This window comes from Micromonospora sp. NPDC000207, assembly GCF_040300925.1.
Taxonomy (GTDB): domain Bacteria; phylum Actinomycetota; class Actinomycetes; order Mycobacteriales; family Micromonosporaceae; genus Micromonospora.
Genome location: NZ_JBEPEQ010000068.1, coordinates 1 through 14584 on the forward strand (window position 1 = coordinate 1; position 14584 = coordinate 14584).

Annotated in this window: 13 protein-coding genes; 11 read left to right on the plus strand and 2 right to left on the minus strand. The window is 72.4% G+C overall.

Going from position 1 to position 14584, the window contains the following annotated elements:
• The 7 genes from ABT336_RS17530 to ABT336_RS17560 form a co-directional block, all read left to right on the plus strand.
• Window positions 1-417 (plus strand): hypothetical protein (locus ABT336_RS17530; RefSeq protein WP_350897662.1); only part of this gene is annotated, 417 nt, incomplete at its 5' end.
• 27 nt (window positions 418-444) lie between these two features.
• Window positions 445-1512 carry a hypothetical protein gene (locus ABT336_RS17535; RefSeq protein ID WP_350897663.1) on the plus strand — a complete coding sequence of 356 codons (1068 nt, stop codon included), beginning with the start codon at window positions 445-447 and terminating at the stop codon, window positions 1510-1512.
• Complete coding sequence (locus ABT336_RS17540; protein ID WP_350897664.1) at window positions 1509-2642, plus strand: hypothetical protein; 1134 nt, start codon at window positions 1509-1511, stop codon at window positions 2640-2642. The genes ABT336_RS17535 and ABT336_RS17540 overlap by 4 nt, the downstream gene beginning before the upstream one ends.
• A complete protein-coding gene (locus ABT336_RS17545; protein WP_350897665.1) occupies window positions 2639-4495 on the plus strand; it encodes a dynamin family protein in 1857 nt (618 codons plus the stop codon). Before ABT336_RS17540 ends, ABT336_RS17545 begins: the two co-directional genes overlap by 4 nt.
• A complete protein-coding gene (locus ABT336_RS17550) occupies window positions 4485-5942 on the plus strand; it encodes a dynamin family protein (protein WP_350897666.1) in 1458 nt (485 codons plus the stop codon). The genes ABT336_RS17545 and ABT336_RS17550 overlap by 11 nt, the downstream gene beginning before the upstream one ends.
• Window positions 5943-5979: 37 nt before the next feature.
• Window positions 5980-6579 carry a Pycsar system effector family protein gene (locus ABT336_RS17555; RefSeq protein ID WP_350897667.1) on the plus strand — a complete coding sequence of 200 codons (600 nt, stop codon included), beginning with the start codon at window positions 5980-5982 and terminating at the stop codon, window positions 6577-6579.
• 300 nt (window positions 6580-6879) lie between these two features.
• Window positions 6880-7587 carry a YoaK family protein gene (locus tag ABT336_RS17560; protein ID WP_350897668.1) on the plus strand — a complete coding sequence of 236 codons (708 nt, stop codon included), beginning with the start codon at window positions 6880-6882 and terminating at the stop codon, window positions 7585-7587.
• On the opposite strand, the gene ABT336_RS17565 is transcribed toward ABT336_RS17560, so the two are convergent.
• Both ABT336_RS17565 and ABT336_RS17570 read right to left on the minus strand, forming a co-directional pair.
• Window positions 7577-9112 (minus strand): class I SAM-dependent methyltransferase, encoded by a 1536-nt coding sequence (locus tag ABT336_RS17565; RefSeq protein ID WP_350897669.1) that lies wholly within the window; start codon window positions 9110-9112, stop codon window positions 7577-7579. The genes ABT336_RS17560 and ABT336_RS17565 overlap by 11 nt on opposite strands.
• A gap of 65 nt (window positions 9113-9177) precedes the next feature.
• Window positions 9178-9807: a M23 family metallopeptidase gene (locus ABT336_RS17570; protein ID WP_350897670.1), complete on the minus strand. Its 630-nt coding sequence runs from the start codon at window positions 9805-9807 to the stop codon at window positions 9178-9180.
• Between the two features lie 101 nt (window positions 9808-9908).
• Between ABT336_RS17570 and ABT336_RS17575 the strand changes: the two genes are divergently transcribed.
• The 4 genes from ABT336_RS17575 (at window position 9909) to sthA (ending at window position 14528) form a co-directional block, all read left to right on the plus strand.
• Window positions 9909-11204, plus strand: a complete 1296-nt coding sequence (locus ABT336_RS17575; protein ID WP_350897671.1) for a VWA domain-containing protein — start codon at window positions 9909-9911, stop codon at window positions 11202-11204.
• Complete coding sequence (locus ABT336_RS17580) at window positions 11201-11995, plus strand: peptidase (protein ID WP_350897672.1); 795 nt, start codon at window positions 11201-11203, stop codon at window positions 11993-11995. Before ABT336_RS17575 ends, ABT336_RS17580 begins: the two co-directional genes overlap by 4 nt.
• Window positions 11996-12119: 124 nt before the next feature.
• Window positions 12120-13064 carry a hypothetical protein gene (locus ABT336_RS17585; protein ID WP_350897673.1) on the plus strand — a complete coding sequence of 315 codons (945 nt, stop codon included), beginning with the start codon at window positions 12120-12122 and terminating at the stop codon, window positions 13062-13064.
• A gap of 60 nt (window positions 13065-13124) precedes the next feature.
• Window positions 13125-14528 (plus strand): Si-specific NAD(P)(+) transhydrogenase, encoded by a 1404-nt coding sequence (gene sthA / locus ABT336_RS17590; protein WP_350897674.1) that lies wholly within the window; start codon window positions 13125-13127, stop codon window positions 14526-14528.
• The last annotated feature ends 56 nt before the right edge of the window (window positions 14529-14584 follow it).

Genomic DNA, 14584 nt, shown 5'->3' on the forward strand with positions numbered 1-14584 from the left:
GCCGCACCCCGGCAGGTGGCCGCCCTCACCGGGCTGCTGCACCGGGCGTTGGACGCCCGCCGGGAGCGGCTGACCCCGCTGGCCATCGTGGTGACGAAGGCCGACCTGGTGGACTTCCACACCCCGGCGGTACGGGCCCGACTCCGGGAGCCGTTCGCGCCGATCATGGATGCGGTCTCCCGCACGCTGCACGTCCAGGGCGCGTTCATGCTGGTCAGCTGCGGCCCCCTCGCGATCGGGGTACGGGTTCCGGCGCTCTGGATGCTCCACCTCGGAATCCTCAACCGGGCGTTGGAGCTGGCCACCCCGGGAGCTGCGACACCCGGGGCCGACCGGGGCGAGACGGCCCGGATCCGCCCCCTGGTCGAGCCGGCCGAGCGCCTCGGTGACCTGCTCACCCACGTCCAACGCTTCTGACCCTCGACGATGTTGAAGGACTCCACAATGCCGGACATCCCCACTGTCGACATCACCATGTTGGGCCCGTCGAGATCAGGGAAGACGGTGTTCCTGCACGCGATGTACGCCACCCTCGCCGCCGGTGTCGACGGCTACTACCTGCTCGCCGTCGATCCGGACGTCGGGCTCGACCTGATGGACACCTGGGATGACCTGACCCAGGGGGTGAAGACCCCGGAACCCTCCGACGACCACCCGATCACCTACGAGTTCCACTTCAAGGAGGGTTTCGACAGGCTCGCCCGGATCGTGCTCCAGGACTTCCGGGGCGGGGCGCTGCGGGGGCGTCAGAGCGAGAACGACGTCCGCCCGCTCCGGGAACGGCTGGCCGTCTCCCAGAGCATCTACATCGTCCTCGACGGGGAGGACCTGGCCACCTGGCTGGGCCGACCGGAGGGGACGCCTCCGGACCGGATCCTGGAACTCCAGCGCATCCACGAGCACCTCCTACGGGCCGTCGACGACCGCCGGGAGCAGGACGAGTCGGTCCTCCCCTCCTTCGTCGTCCTGATCACCAAGATGGACCTCCTGGACGACATCCCCGGAATGGACCGGCGGACGGCGCTACGGCGGATCCCCGGCCTGCTCCGCGAGCCGCTCAGCACCCTGTTCGGCCCGGGGGTGACCACCCTGATCTGCCCGGTCACCGTCGGCGAGCTGGGCACCCGGAAAGACCCGCAGCTCTACGAGGGGGCCGTCCGACCCCAGGGGGTGGATCGTCCCCTGGCCTTCTCCCTGCGCAGCCTCCACGACCAGGCGCTGCTCGACCAGGGGCGGGAGCTGCGCGACGCCGAGGACGACCACCTGACCAGGTCGACCCGGCTCGACGAGGCACGCAAGGGCTTCTTCCGCCGGCTCTGGAACGCGGAGGAGATCGGCGTCCAGGAACGGAAGCTCGACGCGGCCGGCACCGACCTCGACGGTCGACGTCGGGCGTACCAGGAGTTCGTCTCGCTCGCCGACCGGCTTCGGGCCCGGGTCGGGAACCTTCCCGTCATCCGCGACGGAGTGGTCACCAAGTACCTGGCCGGCGACCGGATCGAGGGGCCGTGACCGATCACCCGACCCCGGACTGGTCACCTGTCGTCTTCGGCCGGACCCGGCACGCCGACGCCTGGTGGCGGGCCGTCCCGACCGGACTGACCGGGGTGGACTGGTTGACCGACGTCGTACACGCCACTGTCAACAACGGCAGGCGGATCGACGACGGCCCCCGATTCGCCCTGGCGCAGGTCGACGGCGGGGTCCTCGTCGGTGTCGCCTGCCGGGCCACCGAACTCGGGACGGAGTTCGGCGAGCAGGCCGGACGGCGGCTGTACACCTTCGTCGGGTGGTTCGGACCGGTCCGGGCGGCAGCGCAGATCCCACCCCTGGCGGCGTGGCGCGACCGGTGGCGGGACTGGACCCGGACGACGTACCACGACTGGCTGCGGATCGACTGGGACCGCCCGGCCCGGACCCTCCACACGCCCCACGAGAGCACACCCGACCTGCCCGGATGGGTCACCGACCCACCCTCGTTCGTTACCCCGGAGGCGACGGCACCCGCCGTCCCGGCACCGGCACCGGCACCGAGGGGGACCGTGTGGCTGCTCCCGGCCGGGCACGCCGACGCCGGTTGGGAGGCGGTACGGCGGGGTGGCGGTCCGGCCGTCCTCGTCGTGGCGGGGGACCACCGTCGTAACGTCCTGCTCGACGGCGTCACCCACGTCTACGCCGGGGACGTCCCCGAACCACACCGCCACCCGACCCCCACCGAACCGGCCGCCGACCCACGGTCCACCGTCGAGGACCACGAGGAGCAGGTCGGGCAGATCCAGCAGGCCGAGGAGGCCACCGGGTCGGAGACCGGCGGGCGTCGCCACGTCATCCACCGAATCCCCGGACTGGGTTGGATCGCCGACCGCCTCCGCCCCTCGACGTCCGGCACCGCCCGGTCGGACGGGTCGAAGCGGTCGAAGGTGGAGCAGTTGGGTGACACCACCGTCCACTACCGGGGTGCCCACCAGGAGACCGCCTCCCGGGCCGGGACACCGGACCTCCCGACGGCGCTGCGTCGAGCCGGAGGAGCAGACCCGGCGGTGGGGCGGGTGTCGTCCCGACCGCCGGTCGAGGCCGTCCCGATGGACGAGTTCTTCACCGAGGAGGAGTTCGGTGGGCGTACGAGAGGAGAAGAGCGATGAGCACCAGTCCCCCGTCCGACCTGCACCCCCTCGGACCGGCTGTGGCACGGTACTGCGCCGACGTGACCGAGGCCCTCGGGGAGGAGGTGTCCGAGGCGTCCCGGACGGCGATGCGGGCGGCGACCGGTCGACTGGTCGGCGACCACACCAGCGCCATGGTGGTGGGCGAGCAGAAGCGCGGCAAGAGTTCGCTGATCAACGCGCTACTCGGCGTGGACGGCCTGCTACCCGAGGATGTCGACGTCGCCACGAGAGTCCACGTCGCCGTGCGTCACGCACCCAAACCGTCGGCCCTGGCCTGGTTCCGGGACGCCACCGAACCGCAGCCGATCGAGCTGACCGAACTGTCAGCGTACGCGGCCGTCGACCCCGAGGCCCGGCAACCCCGTCACCCGGACGTCGTCGCCGTGACCGTCGACCACCCCGCCGATGTCCTGACCGGCGGGCTCGAACTGATCGACACCCCCGGTGTCGGTGGGCTGGACTCCGGGCACGCCCGGCTCACCATGACCGCGCTCGACCGGGCGGACCTGCTCGTCTTCGTGACCAGTGGGGCCAGTGAGATGACCGCCTCGGAGCTGCGGTTCCTCACCGAGGCGACCGAACGGATCGCCACTGTGCTCTTCGTCCTGGCCCAGACCGACAAGCACCCGAACTGGCCGCGAACCCTGGAACGCAACCGGGAACTCCTCGCCGAACACGCCCCCCGGTTCGTGACCGCGCCATGGTTCCCGGTCAGCAGCGTCCGGTGGTGGGACGGCGTCGAGGCCGAGAAGCGGGGGGAGCACGACACCGCCCGCGAGCGCCGGCGTGACAGCGGCCTCCCCGACCTGGTCACCGCCCTGACCGACGCGGCGGCCCGGGGGTCCCAGGTCCGGCTGGGCAACGCGCTCCACGTCGCCGGCAACGAGGTGGACGGAGTCGTCGCCAGGTCCTCGCGGCTGCTACGCCGGCTCGGCCGGGACCCGGGCGTGGAGGCCGAGGTCGCCGACCTGACCCGGCAGCTCGCGGCGCTGGAGTCCAGCGGCGCCGCCTGGCGGGCCACGGTCCGGACCCGGAGCAGAGAGCTGGGGGAACGTCTCCAACTCGGCTTCCAGCGCAGCCTCTCCGATCTGCGCGCCCTGATGGACAAGCGGATCGCCGAGGCCGAACCACGGGAGCTCAAGGACATCCCGACCGAGATGGAGGCCGCCGTCCGCGCCCTCTGGGCGGACCTGGAGACCGAGACGAGCAAGGCCGTCCGGGGGGTGCTCGACGAGATCACCCAGGGCCTCGGTACGCCGGGACCGGAGACTGCCGGCACCGACCTGGTCCTTCCGGAGCGGCTACGTCGGCTTCCCGCGATGGTCGTCGGCAGGCAGGACAACCGCTCCGCCATCGACCACCTGGAACGCCTCTCCGGCTCGTACCGGACCGGGGCTCTGACAGCGACCCTGCTCGCCGTGGTCACCGGAGGCGTGGTGATCCCCCTGATGGTGGGGGTCCTCGTCACCGGGGAGGCCATGTTCAACAGGTTGCGTCGGGACCAGACCACCCGGTCGGTGGCCGACGTGACCCGCCACGTCGCCCGGGTCGTCTCCGACCTCGGGGTGGAGGTGCCGGTCGAGATCCGACGGGTGGTCGACCTGGTAGGCAGGTCCCTCGTCGCGCACGTCACCGCCCAGCTCACCGCCGAACGGGCGCAGCTGACTGCGGAACTGACCGAGCAGGAGCACCTGGTGGCCGCCGACGACCGCCGGGTGGAGAAGCGACGGGCCGAGCTCCAGGACCGGGTCGACCGGCTCACCGCCCTCTCCGGCCGGGGCGCGGAGCTTCGGGTACGGCTGGAGGGGGACCTCGGCGGTGCACCCTGACCTGTCGGGTCGGATCCGGGAGCTGTGTACCCGGACCCGCCCGGCCCTGTCGCCCGGCCCGGCCGCCACGGCGCTCGACGTGGTGGCCCGGCGGCTCGCCGAGCCGGTGCTGCGGATCGGGGTCGGCGGTCGGCTCAAGGCCGGGAAGTCCACGCTCGTCAACGCCGTGCTCGGCCAGTCCCTGGCGGCGACCGCCACCACCGAGTGCACGACTGTCGTCGCCCGGTTCCGCGCCGGGCCGCAGAACCGCGTCGAGGTACGACTCTGCGACGGGACGAGCCGAACCGTGCCGGCGCGGCGGGGTGGTGGGGTTCCCGAGACCGTGGCGGAGCTCGGTGCACCCAGGGAGTCGATCACGGAGATCGTGGTGGAGGCGGTCAACGACCGGCTCGCCGACAGCCACGTCCTGGTCGACACCCCGGGCCTGGACTCCCTCACCGGCCTCGACGGGGTGTCGATGACCGCCCTCGCCGGGGCGGACGCCCTGCTCTACGTCATGCCCCACCCCGGGCAGGGCGACAGGGAGGCGCTGCGGGCGTTGCGAGGCACGGCGACCGGTCGGTGGACCGCCGGGACGGCGCTGGGAGTGCTCAGTCGCATCGACGAACTCGGCACCGGCCGGGACCCGTGGTCCGACGCGCGCCGCCTCGCCGAGTCCTGTGCGAGACGGATGCGGGGGCTGGTGGCCACCGTGACACCACTCCACGGGCTGCTGGCCGAGACGGCGGTCTGCGGGGAGTTCACCGAGGAACACGCCCGGCAGGTGCACACCCTTCGTCGACTCGACGGGCCGACCCGCGAGGCCCTGCTCTACTCGTACGACACGTTCCTGTCCGGGACGGCCCTCCCGATCGACCGGGCGGCCCGCGTCCACCTGCTGGCGCTGCTGGGAATGTACGGCCTGCGGGAGGTGGCCGCCCTGCCGGGACCTCCCGCCCTCGGTGCCGTCGCCCTCCGGGCGCACCTGCGTCGACTGTCGGGGCTGGACGGCCTGCTCGCCGAGATCCGGCACCGGTTCGTCGACCGGGCCGACCGGTTGCGGGCCGCCACCGCCCTCGACGCGCTGTCCCGTCTGCGGGTACCGCAGGCCGACACCCGTGGTGCGGCGGCGCTGGCCGAGCTGCGCGCGCAGGTGCGGGCGGTGGCCCGTACCCCGCAGCTTCGGCAGGTGGCCCTCGGGGCGGCGTTGACGGACCTGGCCGGGAACCGGTTGTGGCTGCCACCGGAGGACGAGAGCGCCCTCGTCGCGCTCGCCACCGGCACGGACCCCGGGTCCTGCCTGCGGGTTCCCGGGGCGTCGCCGGGAGGGATCCGGGCGGCGGCGGATCGGGAGATCCTACGGTGGCGGGGACACGAGGACGCCCACGACGGCGTCGTACGCCGACACGCCCGCCTCGCCCGCGAGTACGCCGAGGCGCTCTTCTTCGCCTCGGACGCCATCGTCTGATGGGGTCCGTACCCGTGATGTCGGGTTCCCTGAGCGCATGCGGATGCCACCCCTCGTCCTTCGGGCGCTGCACACCCTGCACCGTCCCGATCCCGGCCCGGACCAGCCGGTCCAGCCGGAGCGGACACTCACGCCGTTCGAGGACCTCCAGGTCGCCATGAACGTCACCGCCTCCTTCCAGACCGCCATCCAGCAGGCCGACGCGAAGGCCGGGATGCTCATCGCCGTGCACACCGGACTCCTGGCGCTGGTGGCGACCACCACCGGCGACACTGTGCGTCGGCTCGTCCTCGGCGACGGACCCACCTCGTGGGCGACAGTGGCGGCCTGGACGGCGCTGGCGGTGTTCACCGCCGCCACCGTCGCGGGTGGGACGTTCCTTTTCCAGACCGTCCGTCCCCGCCTGTCGCCGCCGGGCCCGGAGAACCGCTTCGCGTTCCCCTCGGTACGCCCCGCCGGTCAGCCCGTCGGGGCCCAGACCGCCGCACAGCTCTGCGCCCAGGCCTGGCAACACACCGCGACGGTCGCCGAGATCGCGTTGGCCAAACACCGGCACATCCGCCGGGCGTTGCGCTGTCTGCCGGTGATGCTCCTGAGCGGTGTGCCGCTGCTCTGGCTCGCCCCGCCACCCGGGTGACCGGACCGGACGGCAGCGGTGACGAGACCGGACCGCAGCGGTGGCCGGACCGGACCGCAGCGGTGACGAGACCGGACGGCAGCGGTGACCTGGGCCACAAGGGCGGGTGCGCCCTGCCCCCGGCCCCTGTCCGACCTGCGTAAACTCGGCGCGGGGCGAGCGGATGCCAGAGCTCACGAGGCGTCGGCACGCTCGCCCTGCCCGCTCTGCGTCACGGCGGAGTCCCCCGCCGCACCGCTCCCGGCACGGTCGTCGCGGGTGGGGCGGATCCCGTCCGCCGACGAGCCCCTCGGAAGGGTCATGACCAAGAAGTACGACGCGTCGCTGCTGATGCTGACGGTGGCGACGGGAGCGATCGACGGGGTCAGCTTCCTCGCCCTGGATCAGGTCTTCACCGGCAACATGACCGGGAACGTGCTGTTCATCGGGTTCGGCCTGGGCGGCGTCACCGACCTGCCGGTGCTCAACAACCTGGTGGCCCTGCTCGCGTTCATGCTCGGCGCGGTCCTGGCGGCCCGGTTCACCCGGGGTGCGGCCGGGCCGGCGAAGCTGCCCCGGTCGGCGCTGGTGATCCTGGTCGTCAACACCGTGCTCACCTTCGTCCTGGCCGGGATCTGGCTGGTCACCGGTGACCCGGGGACCGTTGCCATGCTGTTCGTCACCGGACTGCTGGCCCTGGTGCTGGGGGCCCAGGCGGCGGCGGTCCGGCACATCGGCATCCGGGACCTCTCCACTGTCGTGGTGACGATGACGATGGTGAACCTCTCCGCCGACAGCCGGGCGGCAGGCGGCGAGGGGGCGGCCTGGGCCCGCCGGGTCGGGGCGATCGTCACGATGGGGCTCGGCGCGTTGATCTCGGCCCTGCTGGTGCTGCGGGTCAACGGTGCGGTGGCCCTGCTCGCCTCGGCGGTGCTGATGGCTGTCGGTACGGCGATGGTGGCGCTGGTCCGTCGGCACGAGGTCAGGGCCGCCGACCCTGTCCCCGTCCCCGGTGACCTCAGGTGTTGAGCGGGCGGCGGGCCACCAGCAGGACATGTGTGACGGGCCAGTCCACCGGGTCCCCGGCCGGGGTGGTGAGGGCGGCTACCGGGGCGAGTCGGTTGGTGACGATCCAGTCGTTACGGATCGCCGTGCTCACCGGGTCGACCTCGAAACCGACGTCGGTCAGCAGGCCCTTCCAGTCGGCGTACTCCAGGCCACAGAACTGTTCCTGGGTCTCCGACAGCCAGTTGTCCGTGTAGTCCTTGCGGGTCAGGAAGTCCATCGCCGCACCGAGGGTCAACTCCACCACCCCGTCGGCCACCGGGCGGTGGTCGAACGCGAACCGGTGGTCCACCGCGAACTGGTCCAGCCGGGCCCGGGTGGACAATCCGGCGACGTACGCGGCGGCCTCCGCCGGCTCCGCCGCCGCCAGGTCGGTACGGGGCCGACCGGGGTCGACCCCGTCGGTGGTGTCCAACCGTAGGCGGACCGTCCGGTCCCGCCCGTCCGGCCCGCACACGTCACTGTTGATCCAGACCCCACCGGGCACCGTGTGGTCGTAGATGGCCTGGACGAACCGGCGCAGGGAGACCATCTGCTCGCCGTACGACCAGATCTCGTGGGTCAACGCGAAGGTCATGGTGGTGTCGACCGAGCGGGGGGCGAAGACCGCCCCGCCGAGGACGTTGCGACGGTAGAAGAACACGTTCGGGTTGGCGAAGAACCCCTGCGCCTTCTTGTGCACACACTCCTCGTGGAGGTGCCGGGCGACCTCGACACCGATCAGGTCGCTCTCCCGCAGGGCCGGTTCCCGGTCGGCGAGTTCCAGCACCGCGCCGGCCCCGCAGCCGATGTCCACGATCCGGCCCGGCCGGACGTGTTCGCGTACGGTGTCCCACTTGCGCTGGGCGGCCCCCGCGAACGCCTCGGCGTACGTCCGGTAGTCGCGGGTGGCGGTCAGCCCGCCCTCGTCGCCCACCACCGGGTCGTTGACCACCGAGCGGACCAGGTCGTCGAGCCGGTAGCGGGCGTACAGGTCGACTGTCGCCGGGTGGGCCAGGTCCCGCCACGACGGGTCGTCGGCGGCCAGCCGCAGCAGCACGTCCCACGGCCGGGCGGGCGTCGGCTCGACCTCGGCCTCCACCCCGGCGATGGCGAAGCCGAGCCCCTCGTACATGGCGGCGACCTCGGGCGTGGAGCAGGCGACAACGGTGTCGGCCGGGGTCAGCTCCAACCCGGTGGCCGCCGCCACCGTCTTCACGGTCACCTCGGCGAACCGGTCGGTGGGGGTGGTGTCGAAGACCGGTACGACCACCGACCGCAGACCGGTGAGGACGCTGAACCGCTCGATCGCCGCCTCCCGCCGGTGGTACGGGACCGGGTTGCGCCTGGTGTTCTCGTGGTTCGCCGAGGTGACCGCCCACACCACGGTTACCGGGTCGTCCGCGTCGGTCACCAGGCCGTCACCGGAGGTCGCGATCCGCTGCAGGTACCCGGCCTGGAAGCGGGTCAGCAGGTGGTGGCGACCGGGAAAGAGCAGGTAGCGGGGCATGTCATGTTCCTAGCCGATGCCCTGACGGAACGGGCCGGCAGGGTCCCCACCGACTGATGGCGCAGTCAGTCGGGGCAGTTGCGGCTGGTGATCCGGACGGTGTACTCGGCGTCGTCGTGGGTGATGCCCGACGGCCGGCCGTCGAACCAGGTCTCCACCTTCGCCCAGCCCCGACGCTGTTCGTAGTGCAGGTGCGGGGCACCGGAGTTGCCGGTGCTGCCCAGCCGCCCGATCTGCTCGCCCTGCTCGACCCGCTGCCCCTCGGACACCAGCGGCGGTTCGAGCAGGTGCAGGTACTGCGTCTCCCACCGGCCACCGTGATCGATCTTGACCCAGTAGCCGCCGCCCCGGCCCCGTGGCCCGTCCGGGTCCTGCGGGGTACGCCCACCCAGCGACCCGTTGATCCCCGCCACCGTGACGGTGCCGGCGGCCGAGGCGAGCACCGGCCGACCCCACGACTCCCCCTCGGTGGGGAAGAAGTCCACGTCGAAGTCGTCATGTCCGGGATAGGTGCCCAGTTGCCAGGTCTCGCCGCAGGCCACCGGCATCTGGAACAGCGGACGCGGGCCGGGGGAGAGCAGTCGGGGCACCAGCGCCACGGCACCGGCGGCCAGGATCCCCACCACCCCGAGGGCGAGGAGCAGTCGCAGGAGGCCACGGCGGGTACGGCGGTGGCGGGACGGGCCGGTGGTCACCCGGCCGAGGATGTCAGATCCCCGCCCGGGCAACGGCCGGGGGTCGGTCCGGAGCGCACCCGGATCATCTTCCGAAGTGGACACGACCTACACTCCGCCCGGTGATCAACAAGAGACGATCAACAGCCGTCCTGGTCGGGCTGCTGGTGGCGGCGGTGTTGACCGGTCCGGTACCGGCCCTCGCGAACGAGCCACCGGCGGAGCCCGCCGAGCCACCCAAGGTCGAGTTGGTGCTCGACGTCAGCGGCTCGATGGCGGCCAAGGACATCGACGGGCGAAGCCGGATCTCGGTGGCCCAACAGGCTTTCAACGAGGTGGTCGACGCGCTGCCCGAGACCACCCAGCTCGGCATCCGGGTGCTCGGCGCGACCTACCGGGGCGAGGACAAGGCACGCGGCTGCCGGGACACCCAGCAGATCGTCCCGGTCGCCCCGGTGAACCGGACGGCGGCCAAGGCCGCCGTGGCGGACCTGCGGCCCACCGGGTTCACCCCGGTCGGGTTGGCACTGCGCGAGGCGGCCAAGGACCTCGGCACCGGAACGACGGTCCGGCGGATCGTGCTGATCACCGACGGTGAGGACACCTGCGCGCCCCCGGACCCCTGCGAGGTGGCCCGGGAACTGGCCGCCCAGGGCACGAAACTGGTTGTCGACACCCTCGGCCTGGCCCCCGACGAGAAGGTCCGTCGGCAGCTGCTCTGCATCGCCGCGGCCACCGGCGGTACCTACACCGCAGCACAGAGCGCCGACGAGTTGACCACCCGGATCAAGCAACTGGTGGACCGGGCGGAGGACACGTACACGGCGGCCCCCACCGTGGTCGGCGGCACGTCGGTCTGCGACGCGGCACCGCTGCTGGGCCCCGGGGTCTACAGCGACCGGGAGGAGTTCTCCGAGCACCGCTGGTACCGGGTGCCGGTCCGCCCCGGGCAGGAGCTGCGCGCCTCGGTCAGCGTGGCGCTGGACCGCCCGGTCAACCCGGACTACGCGGTCCTGCTGCGTGCCACCACCGGCGACGGCCGGGAACTGGTCCGTGGGGTGGACGCCGGCAGCGGCCGTACCGACGTGGTCTCCGCCGGTCTGCGCTGGTCGGCCGCGCAGGACCGGACGATCGGGGTGACCCCGGAGCCGGACGCCTCCACCGCCGTCGCGCCCACCATCGTCTGCCTGGTGGTGAGCAACGCCTTCGCTCCCCAGCGGGGCACCCGGACCACGCCGGGCCTGCCGGTCGAGCTGACCGTCGACGTGGTCGCGTCCTCCCCCGCCCCCGCCGCCCCGGACCTCGGGCGGGGCTGGGTGCTGCTGATCCTGTTGACCGTGGCCGGACTGGTCACCGGGCTGGTCAGCGGTCTGCTGACCCGCTGGTGGTTCGCCACCTGGAGGGACACGACCCGATGAAGAGCACGATCATCCGTACCGGCGCGGCAGTGACACTGGCCGGGCTGACCCTGCTGACCCTGCCGGCCCCGGCGTCGGCCGCGCCCACCCCGTCGCCGGGCGCGACGCCGGTGACCCGCGCCGGTACGTCGTTCCTGACCGCCACCCCCATCGCCGCCGGGCAACCGGTCCGGATGGACGCCGCCGTCGGTGACTACCTGTACTGGTCGTTCTCGGCCGCGGCCGGCGAGCGACACGTGGTCACCGCGACCGTGTCGTCCCCGAAGGCCCGCAGTGGGGCGTCGACCTGGAAGGTGGAGGTCTTCGACGGGCTCCGCCGCCGACAGTCCTGCACCGACGGGGCGCAGGCCCCCCGGGTCGACGCCACCACCGACGTCACCCTCGGGTGCACGCTGCGCCAGGTCCGGTCCTGGGCCGAGCCCTGGTCGGCGGATCCGCTCCCGGGGACGTACTACCTCCGGCTGTCGGTGACCGACCTGCCCGAGGCCGACCTCGGTCAGCCGATCGAGGTGGAGCTCCTGCTCGGGGCGACCGGAGCGGGCACCCGCGACGACGGGGAACTGAAGGCACCGCTGGTGCCTGACACCCGGGCCGGCACCGTGCTCGACGCCGAACCGACGGCGCAGCCGGCCGAGTCGGACGACTCCGGCTGGTTCGACATCGACTTCGGCTGGGTGCCCGATCTCGGGTCGCGGTGGATCTGGAGTGCGGTCGGGGGGATCCTCGCCGCTGTGGCCGGGGTGATCGGTTTCGGCCTCACCCGCCGTCCCCGCCGTCCCCGCAGGCCATGAAGGGTGGCGGTGGACGCTGGCGACGGAAGGCGTCCACCGCCTGAGATCCGGCCTCCGGGGCGGCAGAGGTTCGCCGTCTGCCGCCCCGGAGGTGGTGTCGGCCCCGGGGGCTACGATCCCGCCCATGCTTGACGATCTGATCCGGGCGGCGGAGTCCGACGACTACGACGCCGTCGAGGAGTTGGCGGACATCGCCGCCGCCGACCCCCAGCGGCTCGCCCCCCACCTGCCCCGGCTGCTGGAGCGGGGGGTGCTCTGGCCTCCGACGCTCTACCGGGGGGCCGGTCCCGACGTGGTCGCCCAGGCCGTCGAGCGGGTCGACGGCGGCCGGCAGCCCGGCCAGCTCAACCATCTGCTGCTCATCCTCGCCCACATCAGGGACCCGGCCGCCGAGGCGGCGCTGCGCCGGTGGGAGGAGCAGCCCCCCTCCGGCCTGGACCGGCTGCACCTCAGTCCCCTCGGGTACGCGGTCACCGCCGGGTGGACCGTCGACTCCGAGGGCCGTCGACGCGACCTGTGTGCGCCGGTGGCGTACCGGCTGGTGATGACCCCGACGGCGCCGGACGCCGCAGCACCCACCTGCCCGTGGTGCGAGTCGCCGCTGATGACGCTGCTCGACCTGGACCCGGCCGACCCCCGGGTCGCCGGGGTCCTCGCGCACACCGGGTGGTCGGGTCGGCTGCTGTTCACCACCTGCCTCGGGTGCGCCTGCTACACCACGCTCTACAGCCGGGTCACCCCCGACGGGGGGTCGACCTGGGCCCCGGAGAACTCGGCACCGAGGCACCTGCACCGGTCCACCGAGGATCCGCCCGCCCTGCTGCCGAGCGTCGGTCCGGCGCGCACCTCCGCGTACCAGGCGAGCGCCTGGCATCCGGAGGGCTCCACCCTCGGTGGGCACCCCGACTGGATCCAGGACGCCGAGCACCCCGACTGCCTCGTCTGCGGGCAGACCATGGACTACGTCGCCCTGGTCGGCGGAGCCGACCTCGACTCCGGCGAGGGCGCCCACTACCTCCACCTGCACGCGCCCTGCGGGGTGACAGCCGTCACCTACCAGCAGAGTTGAGACGAGGTTTCCTCGCCGCACAACTGGCGCCCACCGCGAGATCTTGCGAGGCTAACCCCCGTGTATGACTTCGACCTGTTGGTGCTGGGCTCCGGACCGAGTGGTCAGAAGGCCGCGATCGCCGCCGCGAAACTGGGCAGGCGGGTCGCGATCGTGGACCGCCGAGACATGCTCGGTGGGGTGTGCATCAACACCGGCACCGTGCCCTCGAAGACGCTGCGTGAGGCGGTCCTCTACCTGACCGGCCTCAGCCAGCGCGACCTCTACGGCAGCAGTTACCGGGTCAAGGACGAGATCACCGTCGGTGACCTGGCGGCCCGGACCCAGCACGTGATCAGCCGACAGACCGACGTCATCCGCAACCAGCTCGCCCGCAACCGGATCACCATGCTCACCGGGACGGGACGGTTCGCCGACCCCCACTCGGTCTGGGTGGACACCGAGGGCGGCCGCGCGACCCGGGTCACGTTCGACAAGGCGGTCGTCGCCGCCGGCACCCGCCCGGCCCGCCCGGACAGCGTCGACTTCGACGACCGGACCATCGTCGACTCCGACGGCGTGATCAACCTTGAGGCGATCCCGCGCAGCATGGTGGTGGTCGGGGCCGGGGTGATCGGGATGGAGTACGCCTCCATGTTCGCCGCCCTCGGCACGAAGGTGACGGTGGTGGAGCGACGCGAGCGGATGCTCGACTTCTGCGACGAGGAGGTCGTCGAGTCGCTCAAGTACCACCTGCGGGACCTGTCGGTGACCTTCCGCTTCGGCGAGGAGGTCGCGACCGTGGAGAAGCACGAGAAGGCCGCCCTGTGCACCCTCAAGAGCGGCAAGAAGATCGTCGCCGACACGGTGATGTACTCGGCCGGCCGCCAGGGTCAGACCGACGACCTGGACCTGCCCGCCGCCGGGCTGGAGGCGGACCGGCGCGGCCGGATCAGCGTGGACGCCCACTACCGGACCGCCGTCGACAACATCTACGCCGTCGGTGACGTGATCGGGTTCCCGGCGCTGGCCTCCACCTCGATGGAGCAGGGACGGCTCGCCGCCCAGCACGCCTTCGGCGAACCGGGCCGGGCCATGCACGAGTTGCAGCCGATCGGCATCTACACCATCCCCGAGATCAGTTTCGTGGGGAAGACCGAGGAGCAGCTCACCGAGAGCTCCACCCCCTTCGAGGTGGGGATCGGCCGCTACCGGGAGCTGGCCCGGGGACAGATCGTCGGCGACTCGTACGGGATGCTGAAGCTGCTCGTCTCCCCCACCGACGGGCGGCTGCTCGGCGTACACCTGTTCGGCACCCAGGCCACCGAGATCGTCCACATCGGACAGGCGGTGATGGGCCTCGGCGGCACCGTCGACTACCTGATCGACACCGTCTTCAACTATCCGACGTTGGCGGAGGCGTACAAGGTGGCAGCCCTGGACGCGGCCAACAAGATCCGCAACATCACCCGGATCGACGGGTAGCCGGGCGGGTCACCGGGCGGCCCGGGACCGAGGGGGACCCGGTCCCGGGTCGGCGA